The organism is Pantoea sp. SGAir0418 (genome assembly GCF_043529865.1).
In genome coordinates, this window is sequence record NZ_CP027911.1 from 4,017,750 (window position 1) to 4,035,447 (window position 17,698).

At 55.4% G+C, this 17,698-nt stretch carries 15 protein-coding genes and 1 rRNA gene; 7 read left to right on the top strand and 9 right to left on the bottom strand.

The window, feature by feature from the left end; all coding sequences use genetic code 11:
- Positions 1–4: 4 nt before the first annotated feature.
- Both yihX and typA read right to left on the bottom strand, forming a co-directional pair.
- Positions 5–601, bottom strand: a complete 597-nt coding sequence (gene yihX / locus C1N84_RS18725) for a glucose-1-phosphatase (RefSeq protein WP_088516698.1) — start codon at positions 599–601, stop codon at positions 5–7.
- A gap of 183 nt (positions 602–784) precedes the next feature.
- Complete coding sequence (gene typA, locus C1N84_RS18730) at positions 785–2,605, bottom strand: ribosome-dependent GTPase TypA (RefSeq protein ID WP_058771001.1); 1,821 nt, start codon at positions 2,603–2,605, stop codon at positions 785–787.
- A gap of 440 nt (positions 2,606–3,045) precedes the next feature.
- On the opposite strand from typA, the gene glnA reads away from it, so the two are divergent.
- The 4 genes from glnA (at position 3,046) to C1N84_RS18750 (ending at position 7,352) form a co-directional block, all read left to right on the top strand.
- Positions 3,046–4,455, top strand: coding sequence for a glutamate--ammonia ligase (gene glnA / locus C1N84_RS18735; protein ID WP_031279641.1), 1,410 nt, complete (start codon positions 3,046–3,048; stop codon positions 4,453–4,455).
- 198 nt (positions 4,456–4,653) lie between these two features.
- On the top strand, positions 4,654–5,703 hold the full coding sequence (glnL, locus tag C1N84_RS18740; RefSeq protein ID WP_021507118.1) for a nitrogen regulation protein NR(II): 1,050 nt from the start codon (positions 4,654–4,656) through the stop codon (positions 5,701–5,703).
- Between the two features lie 7 nt (positions 5,704–5,710).
- A complete protein-coding gene (glnG, locus tag C1N84_RS18745; RefSeq protein ID WP_031279642.1) occupies positions 5,711–7,120 on the top strand; it encodes a nitrogen regulation protein NR(I) in 1,410 nt (469 codons plus the stop codon).
- Positions 7,121–7,226: 106 nt separating this feature from the next.
- Complete coding sequence (locus tag C1N84_RS18750; RefSeq protein WP_021507120.1) at positions 7,227–7,352, top strand: YshB family small membrane protein; 126 nt, start codon at positions 7,227–7,229, stop codon at positions 7,350–7,352.
- A gap of 29 nt (positions 7,353–7,381) precedes the next feature.
- On the opposite strand, the gene hemN is transcribed toward C1N84_RS18750, so the two are convergent.
- Both hemN and yihI read right to left on the bottom strand, forming a co-directional pair.
- The gene (gene hemN, locus C1N84_RS18755) at positions 7,382–8,755 is read right to left on the bottom strand and encodes an oxygen-independent coproporphyrinogen III oxidase (RefSeq protein ID WP_104094270.1); all 1,374 of its coding nucleotides are present in this window, start codon (positions 8,753–8,755) and stop codon (positions 7,382–7,384) included.
- Positions 8,756–8,992: 237 nt separating this feature from the next.
- Positions 8,993–9,511: a Der GTPase-activating protein YihI gene (gene yihI, locus C1N84_RS18760; protein WP_058770999.1), complete on the bottom strand. Its 519-nt coding sequence runs from the start codon at positions 9,509–9,511 to the stop codon at positions 8,993–8,995.
- A 555-nt stretch (positions 9,512–10,066) separates the two neighbouring features.
- On the opposite strand from yihI, the gene yihA reads away from it, so the two are divergent.
- Positions 10,067–10,708 (top strand): ribosome biogenesis GTP-binding protein YihA/YsxC, encoded by a 642-nt coding sequence (gene yihA / locus C1N84_RS18765; RefSeq protein ID WP_031279643.1) that lies wholly within the window; start codon positions 10,067–10,069, stop codon positions 10,706–10,708.
- Between the two features lie 410 nt (positions 10,709–11,118).
- Here the strand turns inward: yihA and polA are convergent, their stop codons facing one another.
- The 4 genes from polA to C1N84_RS18785 all read right to left on the bottom strand — a co-directional run bounded on the left by polA (position 11,119) and on the right by C1N84_RS18785 (position 16,296).
- On the bottom strand, positions 11,119–13,908 hold the full coding sequence (polA, locus tag C1N84_RS18770; RefSeq protein ID WP_058780484.1) for a DNA polymerase I: 2,790 nt from the start codon (positions 13,906–13,908) through the stop codon (positions 11,119–11,121).
- 423 nt (positions 13,909–14,331) lie between these two features.
- A complete protein-coding gene (dsbA, locus tag C1N84_RS18775; protein WP_021507125.1) occupies positions 14,332–14,961 on the bottom strand; it encodes a thiol:disulfide interchange protein DsbA in 630 nt (209 codons plus the stop codon).
- Between the two features lie 26 nt (positions 14,962–14,987).
- The gene (locus C1N84_RS18780) at positions 14,988–15,974 is read right to left on the bottom strand and encodes a serine/threonine protein kinase (RefSeq protein WP_166712569.1); all 987 of its coding nucleotides are present in this window, start codon (positions 15,972–15,974) and stop codon (positions 14,988–14,990) included.
- 46 nt (positions 15,975–16,020) lie between these two features.
- Positions 16,021–16,296, bottom strand: coding sequence for a YihD family protein (locus C1N84_RS18785; RefSeq protein WP_021313943.1), 276 nt, complete (start codon positions 16,294–16,296; stop codon positions 16,021–16,023).
- Between the two features lie 71 nt (positions 16,297–16,367).
- Here C1N84_RS18785 and mobA point away from each other — a divergent pair, with 71 nt between their 5' ends.
- A complete protein-coding gene (gene mobA / locus C1N84_RS18790) occupies positions 16,368–16,940 on the top strand; it encodes a molybdenum cofactor guanylyltransferase MobA (protein WP_059011685.1) in 573 nt (190 codons plus the stop codon).
- Positions 16,940–17,443, top strand: a complete 504-nt coding sequence (gene mobB, locus C1N84_RS18795) for a molybdopterin-guanine dinucleotide biosynthesis protein MobB (RefSeq protein ID WP_059011687.1) — start codon at positions 16,940–16,942, stop codon at positions 17,441–17,443. The genes mobA and mobB overlap by 1 nt, the downstream gene beginning before the upstream one ends.
- An 86-nt stretch (positions 17,444–17,529) precedes the next feature.
- On the opposite strand, the gene rrf is transcribed toward mobB, so the two are convergent.
- Positions 17,530–17,645, bottom strand: a 5S ribosomal RNA gene (rrf, locus tag C1N84_RS18800).
- Positions 17,646–17,698 lie beyond the last annotated feature (53 nt).

Consider the following 17,698-nt stretch of genomic DNA (forward strand, 5'->3'; position numbering starts at 1 on the left):
TCACTCAGCGACGGCTCGCAAACCAGTCAGGCACGGTTTTCGCATCTTCGACCAGCACGCTCTCAATGCCCAGCGCGCGCGCCGCATCAACATTGGCCTGGTTGTCATCAAAGAATACCGCCTGATCGGCGGTGAAGCCTTCATGCTCCAGTACGTAGTGCCAGATGCGCGCTTCTGGTTTGCGCATGCCGATATCCTGCGACATATAGATGTGGTCGGCAGCCTGCTGCACTTCCGGATACTGCGTTGGCCAGAACTCGAAATGCAGCTGGTTGGTGTTAGACAGAATCACCACGCGCTCGCCGCTGGCGCGCAGCTGGTTCATGATCGCCAGCGTTTCCGGACGCACGCCGACAAACACCGCCTGCCAGCCAGCGGTAAACTGCGGATAGCTCAGGGCAATATCAAGCTGCTCACACAGCCGGGCGGCAAACTCCGGGTCGCTGATTTCGCCCCGCTCGTGCTGCTCGAAGGTCTCGTCCATGCGAAAACGGCTCTGCAGCGTGGCAAGCGGCACGCGTCCCAGATCGCTCCAGACGCCGAGTACCCGATTGAAATCGATATCAACAATCACATTGCCTAAATCAAAGATGTACAGCATGACACCTCTCCTCTACGTTCCCTGGATCATTCACTCTAGCGGTAAAAGGCAAGCCTGAACAGGTACGCTTAGGGGAAATCCGCATTCCGCAAGCGGGGTCTGATTTCGTGCGGGTCGCGCTGCCTCAGACGGCAGGCAAAAAAAAGCCCCGCGGGTGCGGGGCTCATTATCAGACGATTTCGCTTACTCTTTGCTGCCGCGAGACGCGCGTTTGCGATCGTTCTCGGTCAGGTGGCGTTTACGAATACGTACTGACTGCGGCGTCACTTCTACCAGTTCGTCGTCATCGATGAACTCGATAGCCTGCTCCAGCGTCATTTTCTGCGGTGGTACCAGGGTGGTAGCTTCGTCAGTACCTGACGCACGCATGTTGGTCAGTTTCTTACCGGTCAGGCAGTTTACGGTCAGGTCGTTAGAACGGCTGTGAATACCGATGATCTGGCCTTCATACACTTCCGCACCGTGACCGAGGAACAGCTTACCGCGATCCTGCAGGCCGAACAGGGCGAAGGCAACCGCTTTACCCTGACCGTTGGAGATCAGCACGCCGTTCTGACGCTGACCCACTTCGCCCGGACGCACGTCGTCGTAGTGGCTGAAGGTGGAGTACAGCAGACCGGTACCGGAAGTCATGGTCATGAATTCGTTACGGAAGCCAATCAGACCACGGCTTGGGATCACGTAGTCGAGACGTACGCGGCCTTTACCATCCGGATCCATGTTTTTCAGGTCGCCTTTACGCTCACCCATCGCCTGCATCACTGAACCCTGGTGGGTCTCTTCGATGTCGAGGGTAACGTTTTCGAATGGCTCCTGCTTGCGGCCTTCGAATTCACGGTAGATAACTTTCGGACGGGATACCGCCAGCTCGTAGCCTTCACGACGCATATTCTCGATCAGAACTGACAGGTGCAGCTCACCACGACCGGATACGCGGAATGCATCAGCATCTTCAGTTTCTTCTACGCGCAGCGCTACGTTGTGCACCAGCTCTTTGTTCAGACGCTCAAGGATCTGACGCGACGTCACAAACTTACCTTCTTTACCACAGAACGGTGAGGTGTTGACGTTGAAGAACATGGTTACGGTTGGCTCATCCACGCTCAGCGCTGGCAGCGCTTCCACATTCTGCGTGTCGCAGATGGTGTCGGAGATGTTCAGCTCGCCCAGACCGGTGATAGCGATGATGTCGCCCGCTTCAGCCAAATCGGATTCAATACGCTCCAGACCCAGATGGCCCAGCACTTTACCGACTTTCGCGTTACGGGTTTTCCCTTCGCTGTCGATCACAGTAACCTGCTGGTTTGGCTTCACTTTACCGCGCTTGATGCGGCCGATACCGATTACGCCGAGGTAGTTGTTGTAGTCCAGCTGCGAGATCTGCATCTGCAGTGGGGCTTCAACTTCAACCTGCGGTGGAGAAACGTGGTCGACGATGGCCTGATACAGCGGGGTCATGTCGTCAGCCATGTCGGTGTGATCCAGACCGGCGATACCATTCAGCGCAGACGCATAAATGATCGGGAAATCGAGCTGCTCGTCAGTCGCGTCGAGGTTGACGAACAGGTCAAATACCTGGTCAACAACCCAGTCCGGACGCGCGCCAGGACGGTCAACTTTGTTGATGACTACAATCGGCTTCAAACCGTGGGCAAAGGCTTTCTTGGTTACGAAGCGGGTTTGCGGCATAGGGCCATCCATCGCGTCTACAACCAGCAGCACCGAATCCACCATGGACATGACGCGCTCAACTTCACCACCGAAGTCGGCGTGTCCTGGGGTATCAACGATGTTGATACGGTAGTCGTTCCATTTGATGGCGGTGTTTTTCGCGAGGATGGTAATCCCACGCTCTTTCTCCAAATCGTTGGAGTCCATCACGCGCTCAGTCGCTTCGGTACGGGCATCAAAAGTACCGGACTGTTGCAGCAGTTTGTCAACCAGGGTGGTCTTACCATGGTCAACGTGCGCGATGATGGCGATGTTACGCAAATTTTCGATCACAGCTTTGCCTCAGGCATTATAGAAATAACGCGGTATTGTACACGGATTAAGCGAAAGACTGAACATGATCACAGTTTTCGCCGAAAGATTCTCGCAGTGCGCGTTTTTAGCACCAATAACGGTGCATTAAGCTGCACTTTGATGGCGCTTTGCACCATTTAAGTGCTTACCCCTAAACTGACGGCACTATTTTGGTGCATTCCATCCACACTGGTGCAGCCGTCGTCTCACCGCAGGGCGCATCACAGCGCCATTTTCACCATTGTAATAAAGTTGGCACAGAATTCGCTTTATATCTTTTAAGCGAAAACGACAGTTGCACAACGGTTGAAGAGCTTGCCGAGATCTTGGTCAGGGGTGGTCAGTAGTCGTGACACATTCCCGGCAACAGAAGTTCTCTCACCACGACGACAAAATGACCATTTCCAGGAGAGTTGAGTATGTCCGCTGAACACGTTCTCTCGATGATGAACGAGCACGAAGTTAAGTTTGTTGACCTGCGTTTTACCGATACCAAAGGTAAAGAACAGCACGTTACTATCCCTGCTCACCAGGTTAACGCTGACTTCTTCGAAGAAGGCAAAATGTTCGATGGCTCTTCCATCGGCGGCTGGAAAGGCATTAACGAATCAGACATGGTGCTGATGCCGGATGCAACAACTGCCGTAATGGATCCGTTCTTCGAAGATCCGACGCTCATCATCCGCTGTGACATTCTCGAGCCAGGCACGCTGCAGGGCTACGATCGCGACCCGCGCTCCATTGCCAAGCGCGCAGAAGAGTTCCTGCGTTCTTCCGGCATCGCCGACACCGTACTGTTCGGACCTGAGCCAGAGTTCTTCCTGTTTGACGACATCCGTTTCGGCTCTTCAACTTCCGGCTCACACGTGGCTATCGACGACATCGAAGCAGCCTGGAACACCGGTAAAGAGTACGAAGGCGGTAACAAAGGTCACCGTCCAGGTCTGAAAGGCGGCTACTTCCCGGTGCCACCGGTTGACTCATCACAGGACATCCGTTCTGCCATGTGTCTGACCATGGAGCAGATGGGTCTGGTGGTAGAAGCGCATCACCACGAAGTGGCTACTGCTGGTCAGAACGAAGTGGCTACCCGCTTCAACACCATGACCAAGAAAGCTGACGAAATTCAGATCTACAAATATGTCGTGCACAACGTCGCGCACGCCTACGGCAAAACGGCTACCTTTATGCCGAAGCCAATGTTTGGCGACAACGGTTCCGGTATGCACTGCCACATGTCACTGTCTAAAGGCGGCGTAAACCTGTTCTCTGGCGACAAATACGGCGGCCTGTCTGAAACTGCCCTGTTCTACATCGGCGGTATCATCAAGCACGCAAAAGCCATCAACGCCCTGGCAAACCCGACCACCAACTCATACAAGCGTCTGGTCCCAGGCTACGAAGCACCGGTCATGCTGGCTTACTCAGCACGTAACCGTTCTGCGTCTATCCGTATCCCGGTGGTGGCCAGCCCGAAAGCTCGTCGTATCGAAGCGCGCTTCCCGGATCCAGCGGCTAACCCATACCTGGCGTTCACCGCACTGCTGATGGCCGGCCTCGACGGCGTGATCAACAAGATCCACCCTGGCGATGCGATGGACAAAAACCTGTACGACCTGCCGCCGGAAGAAGAAGCTGAGATTCCAAAAGTGGCCGGTTCACTGGAAGAAGCGCTGAACGCACTGAACGAAGACCGCGAGTTCCTGACTCGTGGCGGCGTGTTCACCGACGACGCTATCGATGCTTACATCGAACTGCGTAAAGCTGACAACGACCGCGTACGCATGACGCCGCACCCGGTTGAGTTCGAACTGTACTACAGCGTTTAATCCTTAAAAGATTCGCGCAGATGCACCGTAGCCGCCAACGCCGCGACGGTGCTAATCCTGGCGCTGAAGATTTTTTGTTGCCGTGGAAACTTTAGCCCATCTCCGGATGGGCTTTTTTCACCGCGAATTCATCGTTCGACGGATAGATTTGCGTCCCCAAAGGCTATAATGCACTAATTTAGTGCAGAGGAACGCTGTATGGCAACTGGCACGCTGCCCGACGCGGGGCAGATTCTCAACTCCCTGATCAACAGTATTTTGCTGGTCGATAACGATCTGGTTATCCACTACGCCAACCCGGCGGCCCAGCAATTACTGGCGCAAAGCTCACGAAAATTGTTCGGCACGCCTTTACCGGAACTTACCGGCTATTTTTCGCTGAACATTGAGGTAATGAGCGAGAGTTTAGGGGCAGGCCAGGGCTTTACCGATAGCGAAGTCACGTTAGTGGTGGATGGCCGCGCGCACATTATGTCGCTCACGGCACAGCGTCTACCCGACGGATTTATTCTGCTGGAAATGGCGCCGATGGATAATCAGCGCCGTCTCAGCCAGGAGCAGATTCAGCACGCTCAGCAGGTTGCCGCGCGCGATCTGGTACGCGGCCTGGCGCACGAAATTAAAAACCCGCTCGGCGGATTGCGCGGCGCGGCACAGCTATTATCGCGCGCCCTGCCCGATCCGGCGCTGAATGAATATACCAAAGTGATTATTGAGCAGGCCGACCGGCTGCGTAACCTGGTCGACCGCCTGCTGGGTCCGCAGCAGCCCGGACTGCACGTGACCCAGAGCATCCATCAGGTGGCTGAACGTGTGGTTAACCTGGTGTCGATGGAGCTGCCGGAAAACGTCTCGCTGGTGCGTGATTATGACCCCAGCCTGCCGGAGCTGCCGCACGATCCGGACCAGATTGAGCAGGTGCTGCTCAACGTGGTGCGTAACGCGCTGCAGGCGCTGGGCGAAGCGGGCGGCACCATTGTCATCCGTACCCGTACCGCGTTTCAGCTGACGTTACACGGCACGCGTTACCGGCTGGTGGCGCGTATCGACATTGAAGATGATGGCCCGGGCATTCCGGCCCAGCTGCAGGATACGCTGTTCTATCCGATGGTCAGCGGACGCGAAGGCGGCACCGGTTTAGGTCTCTCTATCGCCCGCAGCCTGATCGATCAGCATTCGGGAAAAATTGAATTTAACAGTTGGCCAGGCCACACCGAATTCTCGGTTTACCTGCCTATTCGCCAGTGAGGTTTCTATGCAACGAGGGATAGTCTGGATCGTCGATGACGATAGCTCCATCCGCTGGGTGCTTGAACGTGCGCTCACTGGAGCCGGTTTAAGCTGCGCCACCTTTGACAGCGGCAACGAGGTGCTGGATGCGCTCTCGACCAAAACCCCGGACGTATTATTGTCGGATATTCGTATGCCGGGCATGGATGGTCTGGCGCTGCTGAAGCAGATCAAACAGCGTCATCCGATGCTGCCGGTCATCATTATGACCGCGCATTCGGACCTCGACGCGGCGGTCAGCGCTTATCAGCAGGGCGCATTTGATTACCTGCCTAAGCCGTTTGATATTGATGAAGCGGTCGCACTGGTAGAGCGCGCCATCAGTCACTATCAGGAGCAGCAGCAGCCGCGCAATCAGCCGGTAAGCGGCCCGACCACCGACATCATCGGCGAAGCGCCGGCGATGCAGGATGTCTTCCGCATCATCGGCCGTCTGTCGCGTTCGTCGATCAGCGTGCTGATCAACGGCGAGTCCGGTACCGGTAAAGAGCTGGTAGCGCATGCGCTGCATCGCCACAGCCCGCGCGCCAAATCCCCATTTATCGCGCTGAATATGGCGGCGATCCCGAAGGATTTGATCGAATCAGAGCTGTTTGGTCACGAGAAAGGCGCGTTTACCGGCGCGAACCAGATTCGTCAGGGCCGCTTTGAGCAGGCCGATGGCGGCACGCTGTTTCTCGACGAAATCGGCGATATGCCGCTTGATGTACAGACGCGCCTGCTGCGCGTGCTGGCCGATGGCCAGTTCTATCGTGTTGGTGGCTATGCGCCGGTCAAAGTGGATGTGCGCATCATCGCCGCTACCCACCAGAATCTGGAGCTGCGCGTGCAGGAGGGCAAGTTCCGTGAGGACCTGTTCCATCGCCTCAACGTGATTCGCGTGCATCTGCCGCCGCTGCGTGAACGTCGTGAGGATATCCCGCGTCTGGCGCGCTACTTCCTGCAGGTCGCAGCGCGTGAGCTGGGCGTAGAAGCGAAAATTCTGCATCCGGAGACTGAAGCCGCGCTGACGCGACTGCACTGGTCGGGTAACGTGCGCCAGCTGGAGAACACCTGCCGCTGGCTGACGGTCATGGCCGCAGGCCAGGAAGTGCTGATTCAGGATCTGCCGCCGGAGCTGTTTGAGTCGAGTACGCCGGAAAATCCGGTGCAGTCGCTGCCGGACAGCTGGGCAACGCTGCTGGCGCAGTGGGCAGACCGCGCGCTGCGTTCCGGTCATCAGAACCTGCTGTCAGAAGCACAGCCGGAGATGGAGCGTACGCTGCTGACCACTGCGCTGCGTCATACGCAGGGCCACAAGCAGGAAGCGGCACGTTTACTGGGCTGGGGCCGCAATACGCTCACGCGTAAACTGAAAGAACTGGGCATGGAATAACGCGGAAAAGTGTAAAAGGGTTATTTATTGCACATTTTCTGCGCGTAACATCTGTACAGACCGGTGCCGTTCAGTATCATACGGGCGGCAATCGGGAGAGGCTAACATGTTGCAATCTGTCATCCAGCTGATCGCGCATAACGTGGCGGCAATCGGTAATGCTGTGACTCACTCACCGCAAACCGCGCTGGCCGCCGTGGTCTGCGCCATCAGCGTCAGTCTGTTCAGTTAACATAAAGGGAGCGCTGGCTCCCTTTATGCTTAAATTACCCGCGAAAATTGCTGCATCCGTGCTTTCTGCCGCAGATAGCGGTCAAAGCACATGCAGATGTTGCGAATCAGCAGACGGCCAATGCCGGTGACCTGCAGCCGGCGCTCACCGATCTCAAGCAAGCCGTCCGCCACCAGCGGTGCCAGCAGCGCTAAGTCCTCAGCAAAATAGCGTTCAAACACCACTGGCCACCGGGCTTCGATGTCGGCAAAATCCAGCGCAAAGTTACAGATCAGCGCTTTAATCACATCCCGCCGCAGACAATCATCCTCGCTCAGGGTTAAACCGCGCCATAGCGCATGGCCCTGCTGCTCAACGCTGGCATACCAGGCTTTTAACTCTTTCTGATTCTGCGCATAGCTGTCGCCCAGCATGCTGATGGCCGAAACGCCCAGCCCGAGCAGTTCGGTTTCGCCCTGCGTGGTGTAACCCTGGAAATTGCGATGCAGTACGCCGGCGCGCTGTGCCACCGCCAGTTCATCATCCGGTTTGGCAAAGTGGTCCATGCCAATAAACTGGTAACCCGCACCGGTCAGCGTCGCGATGGTTTGCTGCAGGATTTGCAGCTTCTGCGCCGCCGTCGGCAGCTCCTCATCTTTGATTTTGCGCTGAGCGGCAAACAGCGCAGGCATGTGCGCATAGTTGAAGACGCTGAGGCGATCCGGATTGAGCGCAATCACCCGCTGCAGCGTAAAGGCAAAGCTCTCTGGCGTCTGCAGCGGCAGGCCGTAGATTAAATCCAGACTGACTGAGCGGAATCCCTGCGCTCGGGCACGCTGCACCAGGGCGAAAATGGTCTCTTCATCCTGAACGCGGTTGACCCGCTCCTGCACCGCCTTGTTGAAATCCTGCACGCCCATGCTCAGGCGATTAAAGCCCTCCGCACGCAGGTGATCGATCATCTCCAGCTCAATTTCACGCGGATCGACCTCGATCGACATCTCCACATCGTCGGTAATATCAAAATGGCTGCGCAGCAGCGCCACCAGCCGGCTGACCTGCTGTTGATTGAGGAAGGTTGGCGTGCCGCCGCCCCAGTGCAGCTGCGTAACGCGACGGCCAGCAAACAGCGGCGCGCGCTGACGAATCTCCTGCGCCAGCACGTCAAGATAGCGATCGGCCTTGTGCAGCTGGCGCGTCACGATTTTATTGCAGCCGCAGAAGTAGCAGAGACGATGGCAGAACGGGATGTGCACGTACAGCGACAGCGCGCGCTCGGGATAGCGCTCAACCGCGTGCTGGAAATCGCTCGCACCAAAGCTTTCGCTAAACTCCAGTGCGGTGGGATAAGAGGTGTAACGCGGGCCGGCGTAATTGTATTTTTCGATGAGCCGCTGATCCCACTCAATCTGCTGCGATGACATGCTCACTCCTTACGGTGACGTCGTCTGAGGGCGGGTCGCGTGGCAGAAGAGGAGAAGAAGCGCTGGGCGGAACGCCGCCGTAAGCGCGATTTCAGCCGCGACAGGCGGCGTAGTTTAAACAATAACCACAGCAGATAACATGTCAGCAGCAGCGCTAAAATTGATCCAGGCCAAAACATAGGTGAATACCTGTTTAGCGCGGCATGCGCAAAGCCGCATGCCGATCAAAAATGGCGGTTAGTGGCCCTTAAGCAGGCGCATCATATCCTCTTCTGCCTGCTCGTCTTCGGCGTCGTCGTCCAGCGCAATGCCCAGCGTTTCCATCAGCTCGTCAATGCGATCCAGCGTCTCATCCAGCCACGCCTGATCTTCTGCGCTCAGGGTTTCGCCGCTCTCAAGGCGATCGAGCAGCGTGTCGAGACGCTCATCGTTCTCCAGCTTCGCCAGCTCTTCCTGCGGCGTCAGACGCACTTTTTCGGCTTTGGGCTTTGGCTTCGCCACTTTCTTTTCGGGCAGGGTTTTGCCGTCCGCCACCAGCGCGACTGGCTTTTTGCTGCCCACGCGCGGATCGGCGCTCTTTTTGCTGTGCCCTTTACCGGCGCTTTGCGTTTCCGGGTTGGCGCGGCTGCCGGATTTGTGGCCGCTGTGCTTTTTATCGCGCTTGCGATCGCGGGCTTCCTGGTTCAGTTCTTCACGCGATTTGCGTTTCGCTTTAGCAGCAGGTTTGCCACGCTGGGCTGGTGCAGGTTGCTTCATGTGTTCGGTCTCGGCGATGCCTGGTGAGTTCAGTATAGAATTGCGGCGAAATCTAGCAGAAAGATGACAAAGAAAAAAGGCGATAGCCTGTGCTATCGCCTTATTTCGCACCTTCATACGAAGGAAACACGCGTCAAATCCTTTACGGCTCACAACGTCCCGGTTGCTCCATCGCCACATCGCTCCTGCGAGTAATCCCTGTCCCTGTCCGATTCCTGCCTGAATCGCTCTCCTGCCATGCTCGCGGTCATCCCCGACGCTCCTGAGCTCATCATCCTGATGGGTGCTGCCGTGCACTGACAACAAATGTAGACCAAACAGTAAATTGAACAAGTGAGACTTGTCTCTAATTTAGAGCGGTCTTTTTCATGCTTAACATAATACATTGAAAATAAACAATATTATAAAGAATGAATGTTGCATGAATCCGTCATCACTGGTAGCAGTTAGCGGCGATCTCTTACAAAATGGCGCGTTAAGACGCCTGTCGGGCACTTTTGCGCCATAACAGGTATAATCAGCGCCATTGCCCGATCATTCTGCTGGAGTTTTACATTGTCTGCTTTGAACTATCACGTCACCCATTTCATGCTCAGCGCGCCGGATATTCGTCATCTACCGGCGGATACGGGCATTGAAGTTGCCTTTGCCGGGCGCTCAAATGCAGGCAAATCCAGCGCGCTGAATACCCTGACCAACCAGAAAAGCCTGGCGCGTACCAGTAAAACACCAGGCCGCACGCAGCTGATTAACCTGTTTGAAGTGGTGGAAGGCAAACGCCTGGTGGATCTACCAGGTTACGGTTATGCGGAAGTCCCGGAAGAGATGAAGCGTAAATGGCAGCGCGCGCTGGGTGAATATTTGCAGAAACGTCAGGCCCTGAAAGGACTGGTGGTACTGATGGATATCCGCCATCCGCTTAAAGATCTCGATCAGCAAATGGTTGAGTGGGCGGTGCAGAGCGGTATTCCGGTTATGATTCTGCTGACCAAAGCCGACAAGCTGGCTTCCGGTGCCCGTAAAGCGCAGCTGAACATGGTGCGTGAGGCATCGCTGGCATTTATGGGCGATGTCCAGGTCGAGATGTTCTCATCGCTGAAAAAACTGGGCGTCGATAAGCTGCGTCAGAAACTTGATACCTGGTTTAGCGAGCTGACTCCGGCGCAGGAAGGCGACGGTGAAGCACTGTCAGAGTAGCGCCAGAGCGGGCCTTTGCGTCCGCTTTTTTTCAGAAAAAGCCCAATAAAAAACGCCCCAGTCATAAATGACTGGGGCGGCTAATATTCAGCCAAATCCGATTACGTGAAGTAAAAGGTCTGAAAGATAGAACATCTTACCTCTGTACCCTACGCGATGAACTTTACCCGATTTTTTCTGACCAACAAAGGGTTTTTTGTTGTTAAGTTTCAGAATTCCACATCTTTTTTACCAGCTTCGTCACATTTTCGCGCAGGGCATGTAGTTTAATTACCAAAAAAATGCTTAGCCGATAAGCAGTTACTTAACCTGTATTTTACCGGCAGTTTTGATGACCGGCTGAACCGATTAAGTAAACTTTTTTCTTATGACGTTACCCGCCGCCTGCATCTGCGGCGGGCAGCGGGCCCTTAGTGCGCCTGATCCCAGTTATCACCCGTTCCCACTTCAACCTGCAGTGGTACATCCAGCTTCATGCTGTTCTCCATCAGTTCGCGGATCGTCTGGCTGGCACCTGCGACGGCATCTTTGTGGATCTCAAATACCAGTTCATCGTGTACCTGCATGATCATTTTCACCTCGTCACTGTTCTGCTGCAGCAGCCAGCCGTCAACGGCGATCATGGCACGTTTGATGATGTCCGCCGCGGTGCCCTGCATCGGTGCGTTGATCGCTGCTCGTTCGGCGGCTTTACGGCGAATAGCATTGCTGGAGTTGATGTCCGGCAGCCACAGACGACGACCATCCAGCGTCTCGACGTATCCCTTATCCGCGGCTTGCGCGCGCGTCGCTTCCATATAACGCAGCACGCCCGGATAGCGCTCAAAGTAGAGATCCATGTACTTCTTCGCTTCGCCGGCACCAATGTTGAGCTGTCGCGACAAACCAAATGCGCTCATGCCATAAATCAGTCCGAAGTTAATCGCTTTCGCACTGCGGCGCTGCTCACCGGAAACCTTGCTTAGCGCCACACCGAAAACTTCAGACGCCGTGGCGCGGTGGATATCCTCACCCTGCGCAAACGCATCCAGCAGGCCTTTGTCCTGCGACAGGTGCGCCATGATTCGCAGCTCAATCTGCGAATAGTCGGCGGCCACGATGCGCTTATCCGCGCCCGCAATAAACGCCTGACGAATGCGCCGTCCCTCTTCGTTGCGCACCGGAATGTTTTGCAGGTTCGGGTCGGTCGAGGAGAGTCGTCCGGTGGCCGTCACCGCCTGGTGATAAGAGGTGTGTACCCGGCCGGTGATCGGATTGATCATCTGCGGCAGCTTATCGGTGTAAGTGGATTTCAGCTTCGACAGGCCGCGATGCTCAAGAATTACTTTCGGCAGCGGATAGTCGAGCGCCAGCTCAGCCAGCACTTCTTCACTGGTCGATGGCGCGCCGCCCGGCGTTTTCTTCGTCGGCTTAATTCCCTGCTTCTCAAACAGAATGGTTTGCAGCTGTTTGGTGGAGGAGAGGTTGAAAGGCTCGCCGGCCAGCTCGTGCGCCTTCAGCTCCAGCTCGGCCAGACGCGAGGTCAGCTCCTGCGAATGTTTCGCGAGGATGTTCTGATCGATCAGCACACCGTTGCGCTCTACGCGGGAAATGACCGTCACCAGCGGCATTTCAATCGCCTCGAATACCTGCTTTGGACCAGCTTCCTGCTCCAGCTTCGGCCACATTTGCAGGTGCAGCTGAAGCGTGACGTCAGCGTCTTCTGCCGCATAGTGCGCCGCCTGCTCAAGCGCGATCTGATTGAAGGTGAGCTGATTTTTACCTTTACCGGCGATTTCTTCGAAAGTGACGGTTTTGTGGTTAAGCCAGCGGGCCGCCAGGCTGTCCATATCATGCTTGCCGCCGACGCTGTTCAGGCAGTAAGACTCCAGCATGGTGTCGAATTTGATGCCGTTCAGCTCAATATCGTAATTTTTCAGTACGCCACGATCGTACTTCAGATTCTGCCCGACCTTCGCTGCTTTACTGTCCTCCAGCAGCGGTTTCAGCTGCTTCAGCACCGCGGCGCGATCCAGCTGCGGTGGCGCGTCAAGATAGTCATGCGCCACCGGCAGGTAAGCGGCCTCGCCCGGTGCCACGGCGAAGGCAATGCCGACAATATTGGCGCTCAGGGTATCCAGCGAATCGGTTTCCAGGTCAAAAGCAAACACGTCGGCGCTTTGCAGTTTTTTCAGCCAGTCGGCAAAGGTCGCCTCGTCGAGGATGGTGACATAACCGTCGGATGACAGCACGCTGACCGTTTCCGCTGCGGCCACGGCGGGTTCATCCGGCAGCGATTTCTGCGCCTGGCTATTACTCTTTTTACCCTGCAGCCATTTTCCTTCCTGCAGATCGGCTAGCCAGCGTTTGAACTCATAGCGGCTGAACAGCGTCTGCAATGCTTCAACATCAGGCTCGTTAACCGTCAGTTGCTCGCAGGCCAGCTCCAGTTCCACATCGGTTTTGATGGTCGCCAGCTGGTAGGAGAGAAACGCCACATCGCGATTCTGCTCCAGCTTCGCCGCCATGGTTTTTGCTCCACGGAAGGAGAGCCCGGCCACTTTATCAAGGTTGTCGTAGATGGATTGCATGCCGCCCAGCCCCTGCAGCAGCGCCTGTGCGGTTTTCTCGCCCACGCCCGGAACGCCCGGGATGTTGTCCGAGCTGTCGCCCATCATGGCGAGGAAATCGATAATCAGCGAAGGCGGCACACCGTATTTCTGCTCGACTTCTTCCGGACCGAGCACGGTGTTAGTCATGGTGTTAATCAGGGTAATGCCCGGCGTCACCAGCTGCGCCATATCTTTATCGCCGGTGCTGATCAGCACCGCACGCCCCTGCTTTTCCGCTTCCAGCGCCAGCGTGCCAATCACGTCATCGGCTTCCACGCCGGACACCGCCAGCAGCGGCAGCCCCATGGCTTTTACCATCTCATGCAGCGGCGCGATTTGCGCGCGTAAATCGTCCGGCATCGGTGGACGATGCGATTTGTAATTTTCAAACAGCTCATCGCGGAACGTTTTGCCTTTGGCATCGAAGACCACAGCCACATGGCTGGGTTGATACTGCATCAGCAGGCTTTTCAGCATGTTGAGCACACCATACATGGCGCCGGTTGGCTCACCCGCACTGTTGGTCAGCGGCGGAAAGGCATGATATGCACGGTAGAGGTAGGAAGAGCCATCTACCAGAATCAGGGGATTTTCTGCAATTTGCGCCATAGGTTTGTATTTTCTTCGTTGCGATAATCAGGGTTATAAGGATGCCACAACCAGCGAACAATGTTGAAGTAACAGCAGAAAGTGAGGATCTTTTTCGCGGTTACGCGGCGCGGATCGCAAGGATCATCTTGTGGATAACTTTGTGCGTAAAATTCATAACGTATTGTTATTTACGTTAATTGCAATCATTTTACGATTAAAATTTTTTTACAATCAGTCAGTTATAATCTTGCCGTGATACGAAACACCTTTTTAAAAAGGCGATCGTCTATGTGGATATTAAGCGAAAGGGTAATCAAAAAACGCTGGCGGTGAGGGATGAATAGCTTAGTGAATTAAGGATGTGGTGTGGGTTGTTTTCACTGTAGCGGCGGGTGATAACCGCGCCGCTACAGCATAAGCCATCGCGTTTTCAGCGCTTAATTACTTTTTCTCAACCAGGAATTTCACGACGTTGGCATAATCCGCCACGAAGTTATCCATTGAGCTGGTGTCCAGGCCGCCGTTGTTAACCATGTATTTGCCGTTAACAAAAATCGCCGGTACGCCCTGCAGATTAACATCCGAAGCCGCTTTCTGCTGCTGTGCAACCAGCGCCTTCACGGCGAAGCTGTTCCACGCTGCATCGTAATCTTCAGAGGTAATACCCGCTGCTTTAATGAAGGTTTCTTTCAGGCTGGCTGCGTCGGTAATGGTCTGGGTCTTCTGGATGCCGTCGAAAATCGGTGCGGTCACTTTATCTTCCACACCCAGCGCCATTGCCACTGCCCACGCATGCGTGACCACCGGACCGAAGTCGCCGCCGAGGAAATCAACGTGATATTTGGTCACTTTGGTGTCCGCTGGCAGATTTTTTCTTACCGCATCGCTGACGTGGTAAATGCGTTCAAACTGGTAGCAGTGCGGGCAGAAGAAGGAGAAGAATTCCATAACCTGCGGCTCACCGGCGACCGGTTTTGGCAGCGTAACGTACTGTTTACCGTCGTTGAACTGTGCCGCTGAGGCGCTAAATGCCAGCATCAAACCTACCAGCGCAAACCAAATCTTTTTCATCGTGAGAACATCTCCTGAGTACTTCATTAAAATTGCGGGCTAAGCTGTAACGGCGGTTCGTGTAACAGCCTTTCCTGCTCGATAAATAGTGCAATCTGCCGGCGCCAGAAGTCCTCATCGGTCATCCAGGGGAAGGCGCGCGGAAAAGCGGGATCCTGCCAGCGGCGTACCACCCAGGCCAGATAATAAACCATGCGCATGGCGCGTAAAGACTCAATCAGTGTCAATTCGTGTAAATCGAAATCACCGAATTCGTTATACGCTTCCAGCAAAATATCCCACTGGATCAATTGTTCCTGACGGCTGCCGTTCACCAGCATCCACAAATCCTGCACAGCCGGACCGGTGCGCGCGTCATCGAGATCGACAAACATCGGCCCATCGCGCCACAGAATATTGCCGGGATGGCAGTCACCGTGCAGCCGGAGCGGTTGCCACTGGCTATGCCAGCTCTGCTGCAGCGTGGCGCTGAGTTTATCTAACGCATTCAGTAGCGCATCCTTCAGCGAGGCGGGCACCAGCGCGCTCTGTTCCAGCTGCAGACGTGGCTCAACCACATACTCCTGCAGGCCCAGAGTGGGCCGCTGGCGGAACGGGCTGTGGCGTCCGGTTTGATGGATACGGCCAAGGAAACGACCTACCCACTCCATTTGCTCTTCATTGTCGGTTTCATACTGCCGGCCACCGAGGCTGGGGAACACCGCGAACATAAAGCCAGCGTGCTGATTGAGCGTATTGCCCTGCAGTGCCAGCGGTGCGGCAACCGGCACTTCATCATCCAGCAGATCCTGAGCAAACCGATGCTCTTCAGCGATCTGCGCGGCGCTCCAGCGTTGCGGACGATAAAACTTAGCGACATAGCGTCGCTTATCCTCATCGCTGAACTGATAGACGCGGTTTTCGTAGCTGTTCAGGGCGGTTAAGCCGGACTCGACCCGCAGACCGGCATCCCAGAGCGCATCGAGGATGACGTCGGGATTCAGCGTCTGAAAATTAAAAGCGGCTTCGCTCATCATTGTGCCTATGTGTTACCTGTGCGTTGAACGCGCAAGGATAACACTACTCATCATCCTTGATCACACCGCGCGCACGTAATAGCGCGCTTTTGAAGTCCACTTCATAATCTTTCTTCAGACCCGGGATCACAGCCTGACTACCGGCATCACGCATTTTGAGATGGTAAATCAATACGTCATCGCTTAATTCACTTAATGGGCCACTGAAACCTGATTCCTGCGCCAGTTTTTGTAAAAATGCCAGCAGGTTGAGATCGGGTTCTTGCTGCCAGGCAGGCTGCAGCAGTTCGAGCAGTTCATTGAGTCGGTGATATTTCATCATTGATTCCTTTGCGCAGGTGGTTCGCTACCGCGAGTTAAGTATCGTCCAGAATAAACAGGGAGACGAAGATGACCGCATTTACCGGTGTGATCCTCGCAGGCGGGCAAGGCAGCCGTATGGGAGGTCAGGATAAGGGCTTGCTGCCATTACAGGGCAAACCGCTTTATCAGCACGTTCTGCAGCGTTTACAGCCGCAGGTCAATATTGTGTTGATTAGCGCCAACCGTAACATTGATCGTTATCAGGCAAGTGGTTGTCAGGTGATTCGTGATTCGCTGCCTGATTATCCCGGTCCGCTGGCAGGCATGCTCAGCGGCCTGCGGCACAGCCAGACCGAATGGGTGGCGTTTTGTGCCTGCGATACGCCGTGGCTACCGCAGGATTTTGTTGCACGGCTGTGGCAGCAGCGTGGTGCAGCAGCCGCCGTGTGGGTGACATCGGGTCAGCGTGATCATCCGGCGCTGGCTTTGGTGCATCGTGCGCTGGCTGATAATCTGGAAGCGTGGCTGCTGCGCGGAGAACGCCGTCTGATGCAGTTTATGTGTGAACATGGCGGACACAGCGTACTGTTTGATGATGATGAAGCCGCCTTCCGCAATATCAATACGCCTGACGATTTGGTTAATGAGGAAAGTTCGTGATGAGTGTGCCGTTACTGGCGGTGGTGGGCTGGAGTGGCACCGGCAAAACCACCCTGTTACAACAGGTGATTCCGCTACTGAGAGCGCAGGGCATTCGCCCCGGGCTGATCAAGCATACCCATCATCAGATGGACATCGATACGCCGGGAAAAGACAGTTATCTGCTGCGCAAAGCGGGAGCCGATCAGGTGATCGTCGCCAGCGAGAATCGCTGGGCGTTGATGTGTGAAACGCCACAGCAGCCGCTAAGTTTGATGGAGCTGGCAGGCCGTATGGACGCTGACGCGCTGGATCTGGTGCTGGTCGAGGGGTTTAAACAGGAACCCGTGCCCAGGATGGTGCTATGGCGGCGCGGCGTTAAGGGAGAAATTGATGAATTGCTGGATGACTGGGTGATTGCCGTAGCGACGGATGAAGCGTTAGCGCTTCAGGTACCGGTGCTGGATATTAATCAGCCTGATCAGGTTGCAGAGTACATTGTTCAATGGCTAAAAAACCGCTAATCACGCGGTTTTTGGCGGGAAATTTGCCGGAGTACGGACGTAAAAAAGCCCCGGACTCTCGTCCGGGGCTTTTTTACTGGTTTGATGCCTGGCAGTTCCCTACTCTCGCATGGGGAGGCCCCACACTACCATCGGCGCTACGGCGTTTCACTTCTGAGTTCGGCATGGGGTCAGGTGGGACCACCGCGCTGTTGCCGCCAGGCAAATTCTTTGTGCCCTGTCCCGCGTCTTTCGCACTGATGCCGCGTTGGCCGC